The organism is Emcibacter sp., assembly GCF_048269205.1.
Taxonomy (GTDB): domain Bacteria; phylum Pseudomonadota; class Alphaproteobacteria; order Sphingomonadales; family Emcibacteraceae; genus Emcibacter.
The window spans coordinates 1879472-1901516 of the sequence record NZ_JBLXJC010000001.1 but is presented as its reverse complement, the minus strand read 5'-3'; the positions used below and the strand labels follow the sequence as shown (position 1 = coordinate 1901516).

Annotated in this window: 11 protein-coding genes and 1 pseudogene; 9 read left to right on the top strand and 3 right to left on the bottom strand. The window is 52.5% G+C overall.

The annotated features are described in order from the left end of the window. Positions 1 to 65: 65 nt before the first annotated feature. The 9 genes and pseudogenes from ACN0YD_RS08640 to ACN0YD_RS08600 all read left to right on the top strand — a co-directional run bounded on the left by ACN0YD_RS08640 (position 66) and on the right by ACN0YD_RS08600 (position 16343). Entirely contained in the window at positions 66 to 2414 is a 2349-nt protein-coding gene (locus tag ACN0YD_RS08640) for a glycoside hydrolase family 2 TIM barrel-domain containing protein (RefSeq protein ID WP_417318777.1), read from the top strand. 205 nt (positions 2415 to 2619) lie between these two features. Beyond that, positions 2620 to 5220, top strand: coding sequence for a TonB-dependent receptor (locus ACN0YD_RS08635; protein ID WP_417318775.1), 2601 nt, complete (start codon positions 2620 to 2622; stop codon positions 5218 to 5220). 122 nt (positions 5221 to 5342) lie between these two features. Further along, positions 5343 to 6470: pseudogene (locus tag ACN0YD_RS08630) on the top strand (glycoside hydrolase family 53 protein); the annotation flags it as partial. Between the two features lie 345 nt (positions 6471 to 6815). Further along, on the top strand, positions 6816 to 8555 hold the full coding sequence (locus ACN0YD_RS08625) for an IlvD/Edd family dehydratase (protein WP_417318773.1): 1740 nt from the start codon (positions 6816 to 6818) through the stop codon (positions 8553 to 8555). Next, the gene (locus tag ACN0YD_RS08620; RefSeq protein ID WP_417318771.1) at positions 8555 to 9334 is read left to right on the top strand and encodes an SDR family NAD(P)-dependent oxidoreductase; all 780 of its coding nucleotides are present in this window, start codon (positions 8555 to 8557) and stop codon (positions 9332 to 9334) included. Before ACN0YD_RS08625 ends, ACN0YD_RS08620 begins: the two co-directional genes overlap by 1 nt. Positions 9335 to 9337: 3 nt before the next feature. After that, positions 9338 to 10927, top strand: coding sequence for a 2-dehydro-3-deoxy-6-phosphogalactonate aldolase (locus ACN0YD_RS08615; protein WP_417318769.1), 1590 nt, complete (start codon positions 9338 to 9340; stop codon positions 10925 to 10927). A 45-nt stretch (positions 10928 to 10972) separates the two neighbouring features. Then, complete coding sequence (locus tag ACN0YD_RS08610; RefSeq protein WP_417318767.1) at positions 10973 to 12535, top strand: sodium/sugar symporter; 1563 nt, start codon at positions 10973 to 10975, stop codon at positions 12533 to 12535. A 10-nt stretch (positions 12536 to 12545) separates the two neighbouring features. Continuing rightward, the gene (locus tag ACN0YD_RS08605) at positions 12546 to 13439 is read left to right on the top strand and encodes an SMP-30/gluconolactonase/LRE family protein (RefSeq protein WP_417318765.1); all 894 of its coding nucleotides are present in this window, start codon (positions 12546 to 12548) and stop codon (positions 13437 to 13439) included. A 57-nt stretch (positions 13440 to 13496) separates the two neighbouring features. Then, a complete protein-coding gene (locus ACN0YD_RS08600; RefSeq protein ID WP_417318763.1) occupies positions 13497 to 16343 on the top strand; it encodes a phosphoenolpyruvate carboxylase in 2847 nt (948 codons plus the stop codon). A 132-nt stretch (positions 16344 to 16475) separates the two neighbouring features. Here the strand turns inward: ACN0YD_RS08600 and ACN0YD_RS08595 are convergent, their stop codons facing one another. The 3 genes from ACN0YD_RS08595 to ACN0YD_RS08585 form a co-directional block, all read right to left on the bottom strand. Beyond that, a complete protein-coding gene (locus ACN0YD_RS08595) occupies positions 16476 to 17264 on the bottom strand; it encodes a DUF4886 domain-containing protein (RefSeq protein WP_417318761.1) in 789 nt (262 codons plus the stop codon). Between the two features lie 9 nt (positions 17265 to 17273). Beyond that, positions 17274 to 18761, bottom strand: coding sequence for an SLC13 family permease (locus ACN0YD_RS08590; protein ID WP_417318759.1), 1488 nt, complete (start codon positions 18759 to 18761; stop codon positions 17274 to 17276). A gap of 139 nt (positions 18762 to 18900) precedes the next feature. Further along, positions 18901 to 22041: a TonB-dependent receptor domain-containing protein gene (locus ACN0YD_RS08585; RefSeq protein WP_417318758.1), complete on the bottom strand. Its 3141-nt coding sequence runs from the start codon at positions 22039 to 22041 to the stop codon at positions 18901 to 18903. Positions 22042 to 22045: the final 4 nt, after the last annotated feature.

The following is a 22045-nucleotide window of genomic DNA, read 5'->3' as shown; positions in this document are numbered from 1 at the left end:
CAGAATGACTGCTCCGCAGGGCGGCAATTGCATCTGAATGCACTAGACATGGCAAGGTTAGAGATATGAGACGGGTCTTCCGGCCTCTGGCGGTGATATTAATTTTTTTGGGGCTGCAGGGCTGTAATTCAAACAAGCCGGAGAAGGAGAACCTGTCCTTTCAGCAGGATTTCAGTGAGGGTTGGCAGTTCAGACGATCCCTGAATGACGGCGGAATGACGGAATGGGAAGAGGTCAAGCTGCCGCATACCACGCGTATCGAGCCGACTACTGTCAATGATCAGTGGCAGGGAGATGCCTGGTACAAGAAAAGTATCCAGGTGCCTGCTGACTGGCGGGGTAAAACTATTCTGGCGCGTTTCGAGGGAGCAATGGGGAGTGCGACGGCATCCCTGAATGATGTTGAAATCGCCCGTCATGAGGGAGGGTATTTACCCTTTGTCATCGATCTGACAGATCAGCTTGAGTATGGACGGAAAAATGAACTTCTGATCCATCTGGATAACCGGGATAATCCTTTAACCGGTCCCAAGCCTTTGGATCAGCTGGACTTTAACATGTATGGCGGCCTGTATCGGGGGGCGGTTCTAAAGATCCTGAACCCCGTTCACATCAGTGATGAAATTCTGGAAAACCGGGTTGCCGGAGGCGGTCAGTTTGTCGTTTACCCCTATGTTTCCACGGAACGAGCGAAAGTCTCTGTCCGGACCCATGTGAAGAACACTTCTGCTGCTGTTTCCCGGGTCAGACTGCGTCATTTGCTGTATTATGGTGATGAGCTTAAGATCGAACAGGAAAGTCAGAAGCAGGAACTAGCTGCCGGCAGTGACCGGCATGTGACGGTTAATATTGATGTGAATGACCCCATACTGTGGTCTCCCCGTGACCCTAACCTCTACCGGCTGGAAACCGAAGTTTACGCAGATGGAAATCTGGTGGAACAGCGAGTGATGCGGATTGGAATCCGGCGCATAGAGATTACGCGGGAAGGCTTTCGGATTAACGGGGAGAAGATGTTTCTGCGTGGTGTCAACCGGCATCAGGAATATCCCTATATCGGCTATGCCCTGTCAGCCAATGCCGATTACCGGGATGCTGTAAAAATCAAAGAGGCTGGTTTTGATTACGTGCGCCTGTCCCACTATCCCCATTCACCGGCCTTCATGGATGCAGCGGACGAACTTGGGCTGGTTGTAATGGATGCCATTCTTGGCTGGCAGTATTACAATGATCAGCCAGCCTTTACGGAGTATGTCACCCGGGCTTGCCGTGATCTGATCCGCCGGGACCGCAACCATCCAAGCGTCATCGCCTGGGAATGTTCGCTGAATGAAACGGCCATGCCGGTATCCCTGGTCAGGGAATTCAATCGTATAGTGCACGAAGAATTCCCCGGCGATCAGGCTTATTCCGCCGGCTGGCTGAATGACGGCTTTGATATTTATGTCCAGGCGCGCCAGCATCGTCTGAAACATTATGAAGAACCAGACCGGCCCTATGTGGTGTCTGAATACGGGGATTGGGAATATTATGCACAGAATGCGGGCTTCAATCAGGATAGCTGGGCAGACCTTCAGCCTGAAGCCCGGACCAGCCGTCAATTGCTGTCGGCCGGGGAAGCCCGCCTTCTTCAGCAGGCGACAAATATTCAGGAAGCCCATAACGATAATTTTAATACGCCGGCCTTTGCCGATGGCTATTGGGTGATGTTTGATTATAACAGGGGTTATGCGGACGATATTGAATCTTCCGGTATCATGAGCCTGCACCGTCTGCCCAAATACAGCTATTATTTCTTTCGTAGCCAGCGGGATGCCAGCGATAAATCCGAGTTGTATAAGTCCGGTCCAATGGTGTTTATCGCCAGTCAGTGGACAAAAGAGTCTTCTCCAAAAATCCGGATTTTCAGTAATGCCGACGAGGTGGAATTGTTTTTGAACGGGAACTCCAAAGGCCGCAAATCTCCCGACATTACGAATATGAGCGACAATCTCCGCCATCCCCCCTTCCATTTTGATCTGAAAGACTTTGAGGCCGGGACTCTGAAGGCGGTGGCCTATATCAATGGGCGGCAGGTTGCTGAACATGAGGTTTCGACGCCCACTGACCCTGTGGGGATTGCACTTCGACTGGATGAAAGTGGAAAAGCCCCGCAGGCGGGAATTAATGACACTGTCTTTGTTTATGCCTCCATAGTTGACGAAAAAGGGACGGTCGTACCGGTAAATGGCAAGGAATTATCTGTCGCCATCAAGGGGGAGGCGGTCATTGTAAATCCTGATGCTATTGAAACGTCGGCAGGAATTGCGGGAATATTGGTGCAGATTAGAGGGGGCCGGAAAGAGATTCTCCTGGAAGTTACTGCAAAAGAAGGCGGGTTAAAGCCGGCTGTATTGACCTTTATACCCAGGTAAAGACTACCTGTTTAGGCTTGGGGCTATGATTAGGAATTGATTGGTTTTCCTGTTTGCTGAGTACCGGGTTCAAGTAATTTCATTGAATAGAAAAGAAGCAAAAGTGAGGAGTTTTCACTTGTAATATTTCATCCGCATGATATTTATCATATAAATAATATTATAAATATAAGTATCCACAAAAATATTGGGAAGGAGAGCTTTTATGAATTTAAGGCTTACAAAAAACAACATTCGGTTTGCGACGGCGACCAGTCTTATTGCGCTGCTGAATGGCGGGCAGGTTTTTGCGCAGGAAAACACTGTTGAAGATGAACCTCTTGTTATGGAAGAGGTTGTGGTTTCCGGCATTCGCGGCAGTCTGAAAGACGCCCTGAATGTGAAAAGGGGTTCAACATCGGTTATGGAGGCAATCTCTTCCGAGGATATCGGTCAGCTTCCTGATGTGACAATTGCTGAGGCCCTGGTGCGTTTGCCGGGTCTGAACGGGACCCGTGACAGGGGCAATAACAGCCAGGCGACAATCAGGGGGCTTGGCCCGCGGCTGGTGCTCGGGCTGGTGAATGGTCGCGAAGTGGCAACTTCAGAGCCGGACCGTGGTATTCGCTGGGAGCAATATCCGTCTGAGCTGATTTCCGGCGTACAGGTGCACAAGTCGCAGTCTGCTGATCTGGTGTCCGGCGGTATTGCCGGTACTGTAAATCTGAATACGGTTGAGCCACTGAGTTACAATGGTCCGCAGTTCATTCTGCGTGGTGGCCCGGTCTATTACGAGGCCGGTGACGATATTCCCGATTACAGTCCGTTTGGATTGCGCGGAAGTGCTTCCTTTGTAAAACAGCTGAGTGACAAGCTCGGTGTGGCGGTTGGTCTCACCTATCAGAAACAGAAAAACGGTTTCCCGTCGCTTCAGGGCTGGGCCTATAATGAAGATGATGCCGGCGATATTGACGGCGATGGCGAGATTGATTTTGCGCCCTGGGGCGCGCAGACAGAGGTCAAGAAACTTGATCAAACACGGTATGGCGCCATGGGTGTGGTTCAGTATCAGGCAAGCGATAGTTTCACCCTTAAGTACGATGTTTTCTATACTGAATTTGACATTACGGAAAACCAGAATCAGGCCTGGTATCAGAACTGGGGGAACTGGACTGACGAGTTTGGCAGTTACACCGACTATGCGGATTATGAAATAGTCGACGGCAGTGTTGTCGCCGGAACGGTAAACGATACTTATGTTCGGAATGTGATTGCCCAGTATAATCAGACCAACTCGGTTTTTCTGACTGGATTGAATGGCGAGTGGGTCGGTGAAAACTGGACGGTTGAGGGGGATGTTTCCTACTCCCTGGCCAAGCGTGAAAATATCTGGAATTCCGTTTATCTGGACAACGATGGCGCAATACAGACCACCTGGGATTTCCGGGCGGGCGCTGAACCTTATATCACCTCACCGGTGAACCCCGCTGATGTATCAAACCAGTTTGTTGCCGGTAGCTGGAATGACGGTCCGCAGCATCTTCGTGACGAACTGGTGGCGGGCAAGCTTGATTTCTCGCGTAATTTTGCTTCCTCAACCTTGTCATCCCTTGATTTCGGCGCACGTTTTGCCAGCCGCGACAAAGAATTTGATGCTTACAACTGGTGGCAGGACGGTACTGTGGGCAGCATTCCAGAATCCCTGCTGAGCAATTATACCATGTCAGGTATTGTGGCTCCCCCGCTTCTGAACGGCGATTTTGACGAGGTGGCGGACGCCGCGCTCGGCGGCATTGATGAAAGTCTGGCCGCGGAAGATGTGCTTGCCGGCTGGAGGGTCAAGGAAAAGGTTCTGGAAGCTTATGTGAAAGCCAATTTCGAGCGGGATCTGGGTGACATTCCGGTTACTGGTAATATCGGCGTCCGTGTCGTGCGGACCGAGGTGGACAGCTTTGGCAAGGAAACAGTGGATGACGGCGAAGCGCTGGATGTGAATGTCAAAAATGACTACAGCAAGGTCCTGCCGAGCTTGAACCTGAATTTTCATTTGACGGAGGACAAGATTATTCGCGCCGGGGTGGCCCGGGCTATTGCCCGTCCGCCTTTGGATGAATTGCGGGCCGGCAGGCTGTTGAACACAACGACCGAGGTGCCAACCGGCAGTGGCGGAAATCCAACGTTGGAGCCGTTCGAAGCAACTCAATTTGATTTGGCTTTTGAATGGTATTTCCACGACGAGGCTCTGGCCGCTGTCTCCCTTTATTACAAGGATGTGGAAACCCATGTCGGCTATCTGACGGAAGATGTAGATATCGACGGTACGAACTACCAGATTTACCGTCCCGCCAATGGTGACGGGGGAACGATCAAGGGGGTAGAGCTGACATTCCAGACCCCGTTCTATTTCCTGTCTGAGGCATTCCAGAACTTTGGCATCTATTCCAACTATGCCTATGTGGACTCCTCTATCAAGGAATTCGCACCGGAGAATAACCCACTTGATGCCAGTGGTCTTGCCAAGCACACGGCTACGGTTGATCTCTGGTACAGCAGTGGCGGATTTGAGGCGCGGCTTGGGTACAAATATCACAGCCCGTTCACCATGATTTTCGGCTGGAACCCGCAGGACCTGATCACTCTGGAATCTGAACATGTGCTGGATTTCAGCACCTCTTATCAGATCAACGAAAATGTGACGGTGCGGTTGCAGGTCAATAACCTGACCAATGAGGCTCTGCGGCTTTATCGGGATGGTCATGAAGATCGTCTGGCGCGTTACGATGAATACGGGCGCCGGGTTCTCGTTGATATGACCCTCAAGTTCTAAAGCAGAATTCAGAGGTTTCTGGAAAATATCAGGGCGGCTGGCTTCCGGGCCGAGCCGCCTTTTTCAAGAAAATGCAAGTCCTGCCGGGCCCTGGAAAAAAACTGGCAGGAAAGGGAATGAAAATGAAGATGAAGATTGTACTTCGTAATATTGCCGTTCTTTTGTTGGCGGGCCTGACTGCCCAGCTGTCCTGTGCCGAGGAGACTGATCGCCCGGAGTATTATTTTGGTGCTGATCTGTCCTTCGTGAATGAATTGAACGATTGCGGCGTCCGCTATTCGGAAGCGGGCAAGGTCAAGGATGTCTACCGCATATTCAAGGACCATGGCGCGAATATAGTCCGCATCCGGATCTGGCATACACCCGATTGGACAGCTTACAGTACGTTGCCGGATGTGAAGCGAAGCATTAAACGGGCGCGTGATGCCGGAATGCAGGTTCTTCTGGATTTTCATTATTCCGATGACTGGGCGGATGGGGGTGTACAAATTATTCCGAAAGCCTGGGCCAAACTGGGGAGTAAAGAGGCAGAGGCCAAGGCGCTTTATGACTATACATTCGGTGTCCTCGAGGAACTGAATGCTGAAGGTCTGCTGCCTGAAATGGTTCAGGTGGGAAATGAAACCAACGGTGAAATGATGCGGCCCACCCGTGAAACGCCTAACCATCCCATAAACTGGAACCGGAATGCAGCCCTGTTTAACGCCGGGATCAAGGCGGTCAGGGATATGTCAGAGGTTGCCGGCCAAAATATCGGTGTAATGCTACATATTGCCCAGCCCGAGAATGTGGAACCGTGGTTTGAAGCGGCAAGCAAGGCCGGCATTCTGGATTATGATTATATTGGTGTCAGTTACTACCGGAAGTGGTCAAGCGAAACACTGGCCGGTTTGGGCAAGGTGATTAACCGGTTACGCCATCAGTATGATGCGGGAGTTATCCTGGTGGAAACCGCCTATCCCTGGACCAACGGCCACAATGATGACTCTGTCAACTTGCTGGGACCTGATACTCTTATCCCCGAATATCCGGCAACGGTCGACGGTCAACGCCAGTATATGCTCGACTTGTCACAGCTGGTCATCGCCAATGGCGGTGTGGGTGTCGTGTACTGGGAACCGGCCTGGGTATCCAGCAGCTGCAAGACCCGCTGGGGTACAGGGTCTTCCTGGGAAAATGCGGCCTTTTTCGATTTCTCGCCAGAAAGAAAACTTCTCCCGGCCATCGACTATCTGGACTATAAGTATAGCTATCCAGTGTCGGTAACCTTTGAATTGGAGGTGACGGACCCGGCCGCCCCTGAATGGGTTGTTTTGAAGGGGGATTTTCTGGGCGAGGGGGTAAAGGTAACCCTCGAGAGGACAGGAAATATCTTTCGCTATCAAACAAGATTAATGCCGGGCCAGGATATTCAATATCAATTCTTCCTTGGCGGACAACAAGGTCCTGCTGCGATAGGAGGGAAAGGCGTGCATGAAGCCGGATATGTTTCTGCCAAAGTGGGCAGTACAAGCACGCGATTTCACCATCAGGTCAAATAGATTTTGGTGAAATGAGCAAGCAATGAATTTTAGTCAATTATCAGGATTGAACCCGTGAGTAGTGATAATAAAGATAAAAAGCCGACACGTAGCTCCCATAGCTATGGAAAGCTGGACAAGGATGGCTTTATCCATCGGAGCTGGATGAAAAGTGAAGGCTTGCCTGATGATGCTTTCGACGGCCGACCGGTCATCGGCATCTGTAATACCTGGTCTGAACTCACCCCCTGTAACGCTCATCTGCGCGAGATCGCAGAATATGTAAAGCGTGGAGTCTGGGAAGCCGGCGGATTGCCGCTGGAATTTCCGGTCATGTCGCTCGGTGAGACCCAGATGCGCCCGACAGCCATGCTGTTTCGAAATCTTGTTTCCATGGATGTGGAGGAAAGCATCCGGGGGAATCCCATTGACGGCGTGGTATTGCTTGGCGGTTGTGACAAAACCACACCGGCCCAGCTTATGGGAGCCGCCAGCGTGGATTTGCCGACCATGGTGATCTCTTCCGGTCCCATGCTGAACGGGAAACATTGCGGTAGCGATATTGGCTCCGGCACGGATGTCTGGAAATTCAGCGAAGATGTGCGCGCCGGGAAAATGCCCCTTAAGGATTTTCTGAAAGCGGAAACCGGCATGTCCCGCACCCCCGGTACCTGTATGACCATGGGCAGCGCGTCTACTTTTGCCTGTCTGGTGGAAGCCATGGGATTGTCGTTACCCTTTAACGGCACCATTCCTGCGGTGGATGCAAGTCGGCGGAGCATGGCTCATCTCACTGGCCGGCGCATGGTTGACCTGGTCAGAGAAGATCGGAAATTGTCCTCATATCTCACCCGAGAATGTTTGGAAAACGCAATTCGGGTTTTGGCGGCGATCGGCGGCTCAACAAATGCGGTTCTTCATTTGTTAGCCATTGCAGGCCGCCTTGGCCTTGACCTTTCAATCGATGATTTTGATGAGTTTACCCGAGACGTGCCTCTTCTTGTGAATTTGCAGCCATCCGGTAAATATCTGATGGAGGATTTCCATTATGCCGGCGGTGTTCCTTTTGTGCTGAAAACCCTGGGGAGTTTGATTAAAACGGACTTTGAAACGGTTTCTGGAAAAACCATCGGGGAAATTGCGCAGGAAGCGGAAGGATACAATGCGGATGTTCTGCACACGCTGGATAAGCCGGTCAAGAAAAATGCCGGTATCTGGGTGTTGCGGGGGAATTTATGTCCCAATGGAGCCCTCATAAAGCCCAGTGCAGCGTCCGATGAACTCCTGACCCATGAAGCACGGGCGGTGGTTTTCCAGAATATCGAAGATATGAAGGCCCGGCTTGACGATCCTGATCTGGAGGTGGATGAAAATTCCATCCTGGTGCTGAAAGGTTGCGGTCCCAAAGGCTATCCGGGCATGCCAGAAGTGGGCAATATGCCTCTTCCCCAAAAACTTCTTGAAAAAGGTGTTCGGGACATGGTGCGGATTTCAGATGCCCGTATGAGCGGGACCGCCTTTGGTACGGTGATCCTGCATGTGAGCCCGGAAGCGGAAGCGGGTGGTCCTTTGGCCTTTGTTGAAACCGGTGATATGATCCGTCTGGATGGACCCGCCAGATCACTGGACGTTTTGGTATCTGAAGAGGAAATGGCCCGTCGGAAAGCGAAGTGGCCTGGTCCGGAAACGGCACCAAAATATACCCGCGGCTACTATAAACTGTACATCGATCATGTATTGCAGGCCGATGAGGGAGCCGACCTCGACTTTCTGGTGGGAAGCAGCGGATCTGAAGTTTTACGGGAGTCCCATTGATGGATATACCTGCTAAAAGTCTGACAGTTTATCCCGACCTGAGGGGTCAGCATGTTTTTATCACCGGCGGGGCGACCGGCATTGGCGCAGCTTTGGTTCGGTCCTTTTCTGCCCAGGGGGCAAGAGTGGCCTTTATCGATTTTGATGAAGAAAACGCTTTAACTATTTGTGATGAAATAGAAAAGGCGGGGGCGCCGCGTCCGTGGTTTAAAAAGGTTGATGTGACCGAGGTGCCAAAGCTTCAGGCGGCGATCCGTGAAGCTGTGGATGAATTGGGAAATATATATGCCCTGATTAATAATGTGGCCAATGACAGTCGGCATTCCCCGGAAGAATTCTCTGAAGAGGACTGGCGAAAAACTCTTGCCGTCAACCTGGATCCCGTTTTCTTTGCTGCCCAGGCCGCCTTTCCCGGCATGAAAGAAGAGCAGAGGGGATCTATCATTAATTTCGGGTCTATTTCTGCCCTGCTGGGGCAGCCGGATATGCCGGGCTATATCACTGCGAAGGCGGCGATCATGGGGCTGACCCGCTCGTTGGCGCGCGCCTACGGCCCCTCAAAAGTCCGGGTAAATACCTTGATGCCGGGCTGGGTCGTGACAGAGCGGCAACTTGACCTCTGGTTGACGCCGGAAGCAGAGGCCGATTGGCAGAAACAAGTGGCGCTGACGGATCGATTGTTGCCACAGGATGTGGCCAATCTGGCCCTCTTTCTGGCCAGTTCCGATAGCCGCATGATCACGGCGCAGGAACTGGTTATAGACGCCGGCCGGATCTAGATCATGAATGAACAATACAAGACCCATATGTTTATAGCCGGCGATTGGGGAACCAGCCAGTTGCGCTTGTTCCTGTGCCGCCGGGATGAAACGCTGGCCCTGTCGATACTTGACAAGATCACCGGACCGGGCGTGGCTGAATGCCGGGGAAAGCTGCCTGAAGTGCTGTTTCCCCTGATCGAAGACTGGGTTTTTGAATATGGCAAACTGCCAATTATGATGTCCGGCATGGTCGGGTCCAATATCGGCTGGGTGGAAACACCTTATTTGCCATGTCCGGTGGATATACGGGATATTGCCAAGGCCCAGGTGTGTTTTGTTGCCAATGATCATGAAATCTCGATTATTCCCGGATTAGCCTGCGTCAATCCCCTGGGTGTTCCTGATGTCATGCGTGGGGAGGAGACCCAGGTGCTGGGATGGTTGATGGCGGATCCGGAACACCAAACCGGCGCTCATCTGGTTTGTTTGCCGGGTACCCATACCAAGTGGGTTCTGGTTCGGGATGGATGTATCGATACCTTCTGGACCTCCCTCACAGGTGAACTTTTTGCTCTACTCAAGACCCATAGTGTTCTTGTGGCGGACAAGGACTCCCCGATCCGGGAAGAAGCCTTTGATCAGGGTGTCAAAGCCATTATGAGTGTCGGTACCGAGAATTTGTTGACGGCTCTGTTCGGTATTCGCAGCCAGCAAATCCGGGAAGGCCTGCCGAAGGAAGATGCTACCGGTTTCCTGTCAGGCCACTTGATCGGCGCGGACGTGTTATCTGCCGCGTCCCTGATGGAGAAAATCGAGCCCAACCTGAACAAGGTGGTTTTGATTGGCGAGCCACGCATTTCACAATTGTTCTCCCTCGCGCTTGGCCGGGTTGGGTATGAAAGCGAAATTGCCCACGCCACAGATATTTTTCTGGGGGGGGCAGAAATTTCGATCTTCTTCTTGATGAATTCGAGGAACAAAATGAAAAGCAGATTTGAACAGTATCTGGCGGAGATGCCGGTCGTTGCCATTATCCGCGGCGTGACCCCTGATGAAGTGGCCGATATTGGGGCGGCTTTAATTAATGCCGGTATCAGGCTGATCGAGGTTCCCCTGAATTCACCTGATCCCATTGAAAGTATCCGCCGCCTAACAGAAGCTCACGGTGATCACTGTATTACCGGGGCCGGGACCGTTCTTGATCCTGAAGATGTGGACCGGGTTCAGGCTGTCGGGGGCACCCTGATTGTCTCCCCGAACATAAGTAAGGCGGTCATTGAAAGAGCCGTTCAGCAGGGCCTGATTCCCATGCCGGGGTTCGGAACTGCCAGCGAGGCCTTTGAGGCTTATGGTGCAGGCGCCCACTATCTGAAACTGTTTCCCGCCAGCACCTATGGGGCCGGACATGTCAAGGCCATTCGGGAAGTCCTGCCGAAGGACGCCCATATTCTGGCTGTGGGGGGAGCCGGAGCGGATAATGCAAAGGAATGGTGGGACGCCGGAGCGGAAGGATTTGGCGTTGGTGGCGGTTTGTATCGTCCCGGCAACTCTGCCCGGGAGGTGAGAGAAAAGGCTGAAAAACTGGTGAAGGTCGTTAAGGGCCTTCGCTAATTCTGTGTCAGGCGGAATATAAAACAAGAAGATAAAGGGAAGGTTATGGAACTTGCTAATCTGGATATAGGGATATTTGTCGTTTACGTACTTGGATTGATCGTCCTTGCGACCTGGGTCTCCCGGGAACGAAAAGGTCATGACAAGGATACCAAGGACTATTTCCTTGCCGGCAAGGCTTTGCCGTGGTGGGCGATCGGAGCGTCCCTGATTGCAGCGAATATCTCAGCCGAGCAGATTATCGGCATGTCCGGGTCTGGTTATGCACTTGGTCTTGGTATCGCCTCTTATGAATGGATGTCGGCACTGACCCTTGTGATTGTCGGGAAATATATGTTGCCGATCTTCCTGAAGCAAAAAATTTATACCATGCCGCAATATCTGGAGCAGAGGTATAACCATAATGTCCGTATGGTCATGGCGACCTTCTGGCTCGGTCTATATGTTTTCGTTAACCTGACTTCTATTCTATGGCTTGGCTCTCTGGCGATTTATACAGTGACCGGGATAGATGTGGTTTACGGAATGGTTTTTCTGGCCGTATTTGCCTTGTCCTATTCCCTCTATGGGGGGCTGAAGGCTGTGGCCTTTACCGATATTATCCAGGTGGTTCTTCTGGTTTTTGGTGGTCTGTTCCTGACCTATCTGACCCTAGATATGGTGAGCGATAATACCGGAATTTTTGGCGGTTTCCTTGTGCTGACCGAACAGTTTCCTGAAAAATTTGACATGATCCTGAGCCGGGACAATCCCTTCTATCAGGATTTGCCTGGTATTTCCGTTCTTGTTGGTGGCCTGTGGGTGATGAACTTCTCCTACTGGGGCTTTAATCAATATATCATTCAGCGCGCACTGGCAGCGGAAAGCTTGGAAGAGGCCCAGAAAGGGATTAACTTCGCCGCCTTTCTGAAATTGCTGATGCCGATCATTGTCGTGCTGCCCGGTATTGCGGCAGTGATGCTGGCGCCGGACCTTGAGCGGCCGGACCAGGCTTATCCGACCATGATGGGTCTGATGCCAGTTGGGTTCAAAGGGTTGATTTTTGCAGCCCTTGTGGCGGCTATCGTGTCCTCGCTGGCCTCCATGATCAATAGTATTTCGACAATATTCACCATGGATCTGTATAGTTATTATCGTCCGGGGAAAAGCCAGACCCATTATGTGACAGTTGGTCGCCTGGTTAGTGTCAGCGCCCTCATTACGGCCATGATTGTGGCTCAGCCCCTGTTGTCCAGTTTTGACCAGGGTTTTAAATTCATTCAGGACTTTACCGGCTTTTTCACGCCGGGGATCGTCGTGATCTTTCTCCTCGGTCTTTTCTGGAAGCGCGCAACAGCCAACGGTGCGGTGGTCGCGGCTGTGGGGTCCTTCATCGTGTCCTGCCTGTTTTACTATTTCCTGCCTGACTTTCCGTTTATGGACCGGGTCGGGGTAGTCTTCCTGATTTGCCTGGCGCTGGCCATAATTGTTTCGCTTGCCGGGAAAAAGGAATTCCATGAACAGGCTGTGGATATCAGGGATATGGACTTTTCAACCAGCCGGACATTTAACCTCCAGGCTCTGGTAATCATCCTGATTCTGATCGCCCTTTATGCGACCTGGTGGTAGGGGGGGGGAAATGACGCGTCCCGAACTGATTGAGACCATTCCTGTCGGTAATATTTTGGGGGAGGGCGTTCTCTGGGACAGCCAGAGTGGAACTGTCTGGTGGACGGATATCGAAGCCTCCAGGCTCTATCACTATAATCCGGAAAATCGCGAAATCGGGCATTTTGAGACTCCTGAGAGGCTAGGGTCTTTTGCCCTGACCGACAAAAAAGATTGGTTTCTGGCCGCCTTTGAAAGCGGGTTTGCCCGATATAACCCTGTACAGGGGCAGGTAGACTGGATAGCAAGACCTGAAGAGGACTTATCACATACGCGCTTTAATGATGGTCGTGTTGATCGACAAGGACGCTTCTGGGCCGGCACCATGGTGGAAGACGATCGTTCAGGCATAACAGAAAGAGGCGGGCTTTATCGCCTGGACCCGGACGGTGTGGCACGGCCGCAACTGGGGGATATTTCGATCTCCAATTCGCTATGTTGGAGCCCGGATGGCAGCAGGATGTATTTTGCCGATAGCCCTTCCCATCTGATAGAGGTTTTTGATTTTGATCCTGTACAAGGCCGCCCCTTTAATCGAAAGGCCTTTGCGGAAACACCTGAAGGCATCCATCCGGACGGATCCACAGTGGATCGGGAAGGGTTTCTTTGGAATGCCCAATGGGGCGGGGGCAAGGTTGTGCGCTATTCTTCCGGCGGGGACATCCATCTGGTTCTGGACCTGCCTGTCAGTCAGCCGACTTGTGTTGCATTTGGAGGTAGGGACTTGTCTTTACTGTTTGTCACTACAGCACGGGCAGACCTGACGGAAGAGCAACTGAAAACCGAACCTGACGCAGGCCATCTGTTGATCTATCAAACCAATGTTGTTGGCCTTGAGGAAGTTCGGGTAAAACTCCTGCCTTGACAAAACACCTGGTAGTGACACTAGAGTCTAGTTCGAGATTGCAATCATGGAAAAGAAATGATGAGTCCTTCTGATGACATTCTTTCATCACCGTTGATCAGCGAGTTACAGACGGAGTTGGCGGAGTGTAACCGACTGTCCCGGGAAACCCCTCTGGTTAACCCCTATCAGCAACTGTCTTACCGCCTGCTAAACAGAATCAAGTCAGGAACTTTGTCCGTTGACGAGATAGATGACGCTGTGGGTGTCTTGGGAGCCCGGGGATTTCTGTGCCGGGGGCGACGGGCCCGACTCTACCTGCAAGAAACCGATCCGGTAAAAAACCGCGAGGCTTTAGCAGATTGCTTCAAAAGGGTTGGAGAGGACAAAAGCTTTGCCGAATTCCAGAACCTTGTCAGGAGGGAAGTTGCCGGGATTGTCGTTACCGGCCACCCCACTTTCGGCTTTAGTCATGAGCAATATGATCTTCTTTCCGGCCTGATTGACGGATCCCTTCCGGAAGAGGAACTCGTCAGGCAAATCCGGTCGTGTAAGGCACGTCCTGATGACGGCCTGTCGCTGCAGTATGAATTTGAGCAGGCTGAACGGGCGCTGATCAATCTTCAGCATGCCATCAGTTGTCTGTATGAGGCGGTGCTGGACGCAGCCCGGGTACTTTTTCCGAATGAGTGGCGGAACCTGGACCTGAAACTAGTGACAGCGGCCAGCTGGGTTGGTTTTGACGTTGATGGCCGGGACGATATTACCTGGATGACAAGTGTGGAGTTTCGTTTCCGAATGGCGCTCCGGCAATGTCAACACTATCTGGAGCGATGGCAGGCCCTGGAGATTGAGGACGGTGCTGTTGTTGCCAATTTGCTGGGTAGCCTGAAAGATAAATTTGCAGAGGATATTGCGTGTCTGCCTGAGGCTTTGGGGGAAATTCAGCCGGTTCGCACTTTTGGTCGCCAGATGGTCGAGAGCGGTGACGTCCATGGGGATATTATGCCCCAAATCCTTGAGGAACTGGATCGGCTGATCCGGGGCGCAGAGAATGAAAACCTGGTTGTCCGCCTGCTCGTCTTTCGTGGACTTTTTACCAACTTCAGGACCGGCCTTTCCCACATCCATTTTCGTCTGAATGCAGTTCAGCTGCACAATGCCATCCGTCCCGTAGTGGCCTTGGAGAAGGATCCGGATGATGCAACCAGCCGCCGTCGTTATATGATCGCGGCCAGCAAATTTCTGGATCGCATAACGACACAGACCATTGGGTTTGAAACTATCCAGCATGAACAGACGACGGCACGGCGGCTGTTCATGATCATCGCTCAGTTCCTGAAATATATTGATCCCGAGACACCGATCCGTTTCCTGATCGCGGAATGTGATACGCCGTTTACGGTTCTATCGGCCCTCTGTTACGCTCGCTTGTTCGGGGTTGATGACAAGGTTGATATTTCCCCTCTGTTCGAGACGGACCAGGCCCTGGCGCGCGGGGCCGAAGTGATTGAGGAATTGTTGGAGAACCCGCATTATTATGCCTATGTCAAAAAACGCGGGCGTCTTTGTGTTCAGGCTGGCTATTCGGATGCCGGCAGATATCTGGGGCAGGTCGCGGCAGGTCTTGCCATTGAACGTCTGCGTATCAAGCTGATCAAGCTCTGGACTAAATTCGATCTGAAAGATGTTGAGCTCATAATTTTTGATACCGGCGGAGAGAGCATTGGACGGGGAGCTCACCCTGACGGTTTTGGCGGGCGCCTCAGCTATTTCCATTCTCCGGAAGCCCGCCGTCTGGTGGAAAAACATCATGTCGCCTACAAGCAGGAATTCAGTCTGCAGGGTGGGGATGGTTATCTCTGGCTTCACACACCGGAACTGGCGCTGGCGACCCTGTCACGGGTTATGGAAAACCTGTTGTCTCCGGTCGCTCATACTCCGGACCCTTTTTACGAAAATACAGACTGGTCGCTGGACTTTTTCCTGACGGTAAAGGGCTATAATAACAAGATTTCCGCGGACCCGGATTTCATGCGGCTGATTTCCATTCTAGGTGCAGATATTTCCTATCCGTCCGGTTCCCGGATGACGGTCCGCCAGGATGAAGGGGTTATCAGCCGACCGCTGGAGAAACTATCCCAGATCAGAGCCATACCCAACAATATGTTGCTGCACCAGCTAGGGTATCTGGCGAATAGTCTGGGCGGTGTGGGAACAGCCTTGTCCCAGGATGATTACGGGTTCTGGAAGATGTACGGTAATTCTCCGCGTTTGCGCCACATCATGACGCTTGCGACTGCCGCACTGGATGTGACGGATGAAGATTTTCTCGGCGCTTATACCTCCCTGTTCCGGCCGCGCTACTGGATGCATTCTGCCCGCTACGAGGAAGAAAGCCACGATCATGATCGTATGCTCAGGCTAGCCAAAATGCTGGAAAAGCATGGAGTTTACGAGGGGCTTAACCGGATCGAGCTGACCTTGCGTGAAGACCTGATGTATTTGCGGGACGGTCTGAAGGGGCAAAGAGCTCCCTCGGTTCCCTACAGCCTGAATGATGAAGAGCGCGAGTGCTGTACTTTATTGCATGTGGTGCGGATGGCGTTGATCCAGAAAATATTTTTGCTGATTACACGAATTCCCCGGTTCCGGGATCATAAAGGATTAAGCGTTGATGATCTGGTCCTGCGTATCCTGCGGTTCCAGGTGCTGCCGACTCTTGACCTGCTCAGGGAAATTTTTCCTCTTGAGGGCGCCTACGAAATTGACCCGGAGAACCCGGAAAAGATTACCTTTGCCGGGGATGACGCCCATGGCTACGAGTATGAGAACCGGGAAATATTTGACGAAATTGAACAGGCTTACGACCAGATCAGGCTTATCTCGCAAGCCCTGTCGGCTTACATTGGCGCGTTTGGATAGAAAAATATTTCCGGGGGAAATTCTATTTACCGTTTCTCCAGGTCTATTGCCAAATATTTTAGGCCGGGATGTGAACGCAGCCCATAATATTGAGTATCAATGAAGTTGTTGTCCCCAAACACAGTCAAGTTTCTAGGGGCTGAGGTGGTTAGTGATTTGCCATGCCACATTCTGGAGTTTTTCTGCTGTGACTGCAGAAAGACCCGCATGATAGGGATTGCCCACAGGCGACTGGTTCATGAAGATGCTGTAAAAAACACAGGCGGCGAGATAGGTACCGGCAGGTGAGGGATGCTTTAAAGTTTTTTTGAAGGTCACATTGCCCTTGTCCTGACCCAGAATATCAGGGGTAAAAAGATCGATCTCGGGATAGGTTTTTTCAACCAGTTGAAAAGCCATCCCGACAGGAACTACCGGTATGTCGAATTCCTTGCCCGCTTCCAGATATCCCCGGGCTAGTTCGGTTGTCATTTCCGGTTTGTTTTCATAAGCCCAGGTCATGAACAGCACTGGTTGGGCGCCTGTCTTTCGGACTATTTTTGCCATTTCCCCTACAGCGTTCCGAAAACCGGAACCATCCTTGATCGGGTCCAGACTGTGCCCCTGCAATACAACAACATTCCATTTATCATCAGTATTCTTCAGATAAGTCTGCAGAAGTGGTTTCTGTTCACTCATCCAGCCGCCGGACAGGGTAAGCAGTCGAAATCTGTTTTTACCTTTTTTCCATTGTCCGGCCGCGCGGATCAGATTGGCGGTCTGGTTATGGATGCCGTTGTTATAGAAGCTGAAGCTGTTGCCAACGAAAAGCACTCTCCTGGCAGGTTCAGCGGCGCCCGCCCCGTTAGCGTGAGATAAATACAGGCAGATAACGACAGAGATAAAACCGAGCGTATTGAGGACTGTTTTAGTGAAGCGCATGGTCTATTCCTATTCTCCCAGCACCAGTGGGACCAGAAAGAGTGAAACAATAACCAGCACCACTGTGCCGATCAGGTTGATCCAGGAGCCGGCCCGTGCCATCTGCGAAATCTTCAGGAAACCGGAGGCAAAAACAATGGCGTTTGGCGGCGTGGCGACCGGCAGCATGAAGGCACAGCTAGCGGCCAGCGTGATAGGGACGCAAAGGATCAGCGGATCGATGCCGGCTTCCACAGCAATAGCCCCCATGACCGGTAGCAGGGTGGCGGTTGTTGCCAGGTTGCTGGTCAATTCGGTGAGAAAGATCACCAGGGCGCAGGAGGCAAGAACAAGAACGGGTGTTCCGAATGTTCCGAGCGGGGCAAGGCTCTGGCCAAGCCACTGCGCGAGCCCGCTGCCTGCAACAGCTGCCGCAAGGCTTAACCCGCCGCCAAACAGCAGTAATACGCTCCACGGCAGGCGGTTGGCTTCATGCCAGGTCATGAGCTGTGGTTGGCGTTTGTCTCCGCTGGGTAGCAGGAAAAGCACCATGGCGGCGGTCATGACAATGCCAGGATCAGAAAGACTGTCCAATCCCCAGAAGCTGACAAGAGGTCGTCTCAACAGCCAGGCAAGTATGACCAGAGCGAACAGCAGCGCAACACGCTTTTCCGCTACGGACATCGGTCCCATATCTTTGCGAAGTTTCTTAAGGTGTTCCCGCGTATTCTCGCTTGCAGGTATATTCACCGGGAAGAGGAAATTTGTAAGCAAAAACCAGGTCACAGGCAACATGAGTATGGAAACCGGGACACCAACGACCATCCAGCGGGCAAAGCTGATTTCATAGCCATAGTTTTCACTCAGGAAGGCGGCCAGCAAAGCGTTGGGCGGGGTGCCGACCAGGGTCGCCAGACCACCGATGGTTGCCGAATAGGCTAGTCCCAGCAACATGGCCGCCTGAAAATTCTTTCTGTCTCTGGCGGATAGGTCCGGCAGGTTGTCGGCAATGACGGTAACCACGGATAGGGCGATGGGCAACAGCATCATAGTGGTGCTGGTATTTGTCATCCACATGGACAACAGGGCACAGGACAACATGAAACCGCCAATCAACCGTTTCCCGTCTGTGCCGGTAAAAGATAGGATCGTCAGGGCGATGCGCCGGTGCAGGTTCCATCTTTCGACCGCAAGGGCCATAAGAAAACCGCCAAGATAGAGGTAGATTATCGGATTGGCATAGTGCGAAGCAGCCTCCTTCAGCGGGGCAATGCCGAGCGGCGCAAAAATGACGAGCGGCAAGAAGGCCGTCACAGCCACCGGGAGGGCCTCCGTCGCCCACCAGGCCGCCATCCACATGCCGACAGCAGCAGTTTTCCAGGCAATTGGCTCCATGACCTCTTGTTCATTGGCAAACAGCATCATTGTAGCAAAAAGCGCAGGGCCGAGGACCAAACCGATATCTTGGTATCGGGAGCGAGTTTCGGTCGTGACAGACGGTTGTTGGGATTGTGACATTAAACATCCTGAAAATTCTAGGGTCAGATTAACCCGGAAATATCTATTTAATCAATTGAGCGGCGCGTTAGGAAAGCCTTGTTTCTTACCCAGCCCGGTGCTTGTCGGGGTGAGGGGAATCCCTCACCCCGGGATTTGGTTAGAATTTGGCGGTCAGGTCCACATAAAACGTCCTGCCTCTGTTGCTGTGATAGCTGGAGAAATATCCCCGACTTTCGTCGGCAAGAGGTGGCGCTTGGTTCGTAAGGTTGTTGACACCAAGCCTGAGGCGAAGGGAGTCAGCGACAATATCCTTGAAGCGATAATCAATATAGGCGTTATAAACCGTATAATCTTCTACCGTCCAATAGGTGATATCGCCTTCATCGTCAGTGATATCGGCACTGAGGTCCTGGAAGGATCCGATGTGACGGAAGGATAATCCAACACCAAGCCGTTTCAGACGCCAGTTCAGGGACCCTGAGGCCCGCCATTCCGGTTTGCCGTCTTTTTTGAGGCGATCCGGATCGATATCGGCACATACATCGGCATTATCTTCAAAAGTGCCGCCCGGATCACACAGGCCGGCAAGGGCGTCGCGCTCCTGGTTCCATTTGATCAGATGTGTCAGTTCCAGGTTAAGCTTGAATTTACCGGCCTCGCCCGCATCCCAGCCCATACTGAAAAAGGCGTCCCAGCCTTTCACATCGCGGTCATCAAGGTTCACATAAGGATCAATAACGTAACGCACCTTGCCGACAGCGGCGCGCTGATCGTCCGGGTTGGCGGCATTCCAGGCAGCGAAATCAGCCAGGTCTTCTGCCGTGACGTCTTCACGGATCACATTGGGGTTGAAGCTGCCTTCTTTCAACAGCAGATAGTCAAGCGCCAGCGCCGCTTCCACACCATAGTTATCAATGACGTTTTTCTGTTTGAAATGCCAGAAATCAATACCTGTCTGGATGTCGACCGGGCCGGCCGGGATGTTAAATTCAACTCCCCAGACAACAGTCTCTGTATGTTCCGGTTTAAGGTCAGGATTCGCCTCGCGCACGCTACGGCGATAGGTTTCGCCTGTATCGTCCGGATCGCCGGTCACATCTTCCCTGTAAAAGTCATTCTGTCCCTGTGTCATGCGGGAAATATCCCCGCGATTCAGCTGCTGAAGGTTGGGGGCACGGAAGCCTTTGGACCAGGCCCCGCGCAGCGTCACATATTCGACAGGCCGCCAGGATGCAGCCACTTTCGGTTTGAAAACCTCTTCATTGATGTCAGAAAAGGCTTCCGCCCGCCCGGCAAACTGAATATCAAAACTGTTGACCAGCGGGATATCCATTTCCGGGCTGACAATAGGGACCAGAAGTTCCCCATAAGCGGACCAGACATTGCGGCTGCCGTCGCTGTCGTCCGTGGGCGAGACGCCCACCACGTCAGACCTTGCGCTGCCTTCGCCATCCCCGAACTGGATGGTGCCGTCAAGCCTGTCGTCGCGGTCTTCAAGATAACTTTCTCGTCGCCATTCAACACCAACGGCGGCACCGACCGGACCGGCCGGTAATTCAAACAGGTCATTGCGTGATGCCCTCAGATCCCAGGTGGTTAGTTTGGTCACCGTCTCGTTGGAAACGCTGATGCGCACGCGATCAAGTTGTTCATCGGTATTTCCGTAAGGTCCGGCAAAGGGGTTGATCGCATCAGGGGTGTCTTTGGCGAGTTCAGCGGCAAGGGCCGTTTTGGAAATCCTGTTGTAGGAGGTATCGACGGCTTCCGCGCGACTATGGCTGAAGGCGCTTTCCCAGTCCCAACTGCCGAGGGTGCCACGCAACCCGGCGAGGGCGCGATAGGTCTGCATATCGGTTTCAAAAATACGCGGGCCCATCTCTATCGGCCGCCAGCGGCGGATGAGAACGTCAAGACCCTCTGAATAGTCGCCGTCATCCAGGATACGGTTGGGGCTGCCTTCCGGGCCGAAGGGGTTCCAGTAGTTGGAGGCCGGCACGATAATAAATGCCAGACCGTTATCCAGCGGTTGTGCAGCCCGCTGGGAACGTGAACTTGAATCGTAAAACAAGGCGTCGCCGAAAAATTCCAGATTGTCATTAATCTCGTGGGAAATGGTGGCATAGGCATTAAAGCGCTTCACATCGGGGGTAAGCTGACGGCCTTTGACACTTTCTCCGTAAAGCGGGATGGTAATGCCTTCATCCAGATAATTATTAGGTTGGTAATTGTTGAAATCATAACGTAGCGTGCTGTTCAGGCTGCCGTCATCAAGGCCGACGCAACCGATTTCGGTGGTGCCGAGTTCTGCCCGGGTGCCGGCAAAGTCGCAGGGCTGGATATGGAAGCGGCCTGATGATGATGTCTCCGATCCCACATCAATGCCGTCCCAGACACCAGTGTTGAGCAGTTCCCCGGTTTCAAATTCACCGTATGGCGAACGGGTGGACTGGTTACGCCAGTCGTTGGATACCCATTCTTCCGGTAGTTGCGCCCGGTTATCGACGGTCTGGGTTATCGGATATCCTTTTGAGGAATAAACCCCGTTGCGGTCATAATAATTCAGGTAATAATTGATATGGGTTTTTCCGTCGTTGAAGTCGTGCCCGCCGTTCAGGCGAAGCCGTAGGGCATTGTAATCTGTAACTTCGCTGTCGCTGTAACGGGCGGAAAGGCTCACCCCTTCATAACTGTCGTCCATGACGGTGTTGACCACGCCGGCGGTGGCGTCGGCGCCATAAAGCGCAGAGGCGCCGTCGCGCAGCACTTCTACCCTGCGGGCTCCGCCAATAGGCAACATATTGGCGTTGACAATTGATGTCGGAGTGGAAGAAATATCCATCGCCGTCGGGTGTTGCACCAGACGGCGTCCGTTCAGCATCAGCAACGTGTTCCCACCCCCCAGTTCCCGCAGGTTGACGCTGGCCACATCGCCACGCGCATCATTGGGGCCGTCGTTGCTGTCATTAAAGGTGATTGAACCGGCCTGGGCCAGATTGGAAAACAGGTCACCCGCGCCGGAAGCGCCAAAAGCGTCCATGGCTTCCTTGTCCAGGATGGAGACGGCGATGGCGCCGGAATCGGCCGCCCCCTTGATCCGAGACCCGGTAACGACAATTTCCTGAAGTTCTTCAACTTCCCCATCATCATCAACTGCTTCAGTTTTTTGAGGTTCCGGCGCCTGCGCCGTTGCCTGGGCATATGTAAAATCAGGCTGCAAGGCGAAAATTGAAACGCTGGCGATACAGGCCAGCTTGAAAGCGTCCATTTTGTCAAAAGACAGATTTGTAGCAAAGATCATTTAG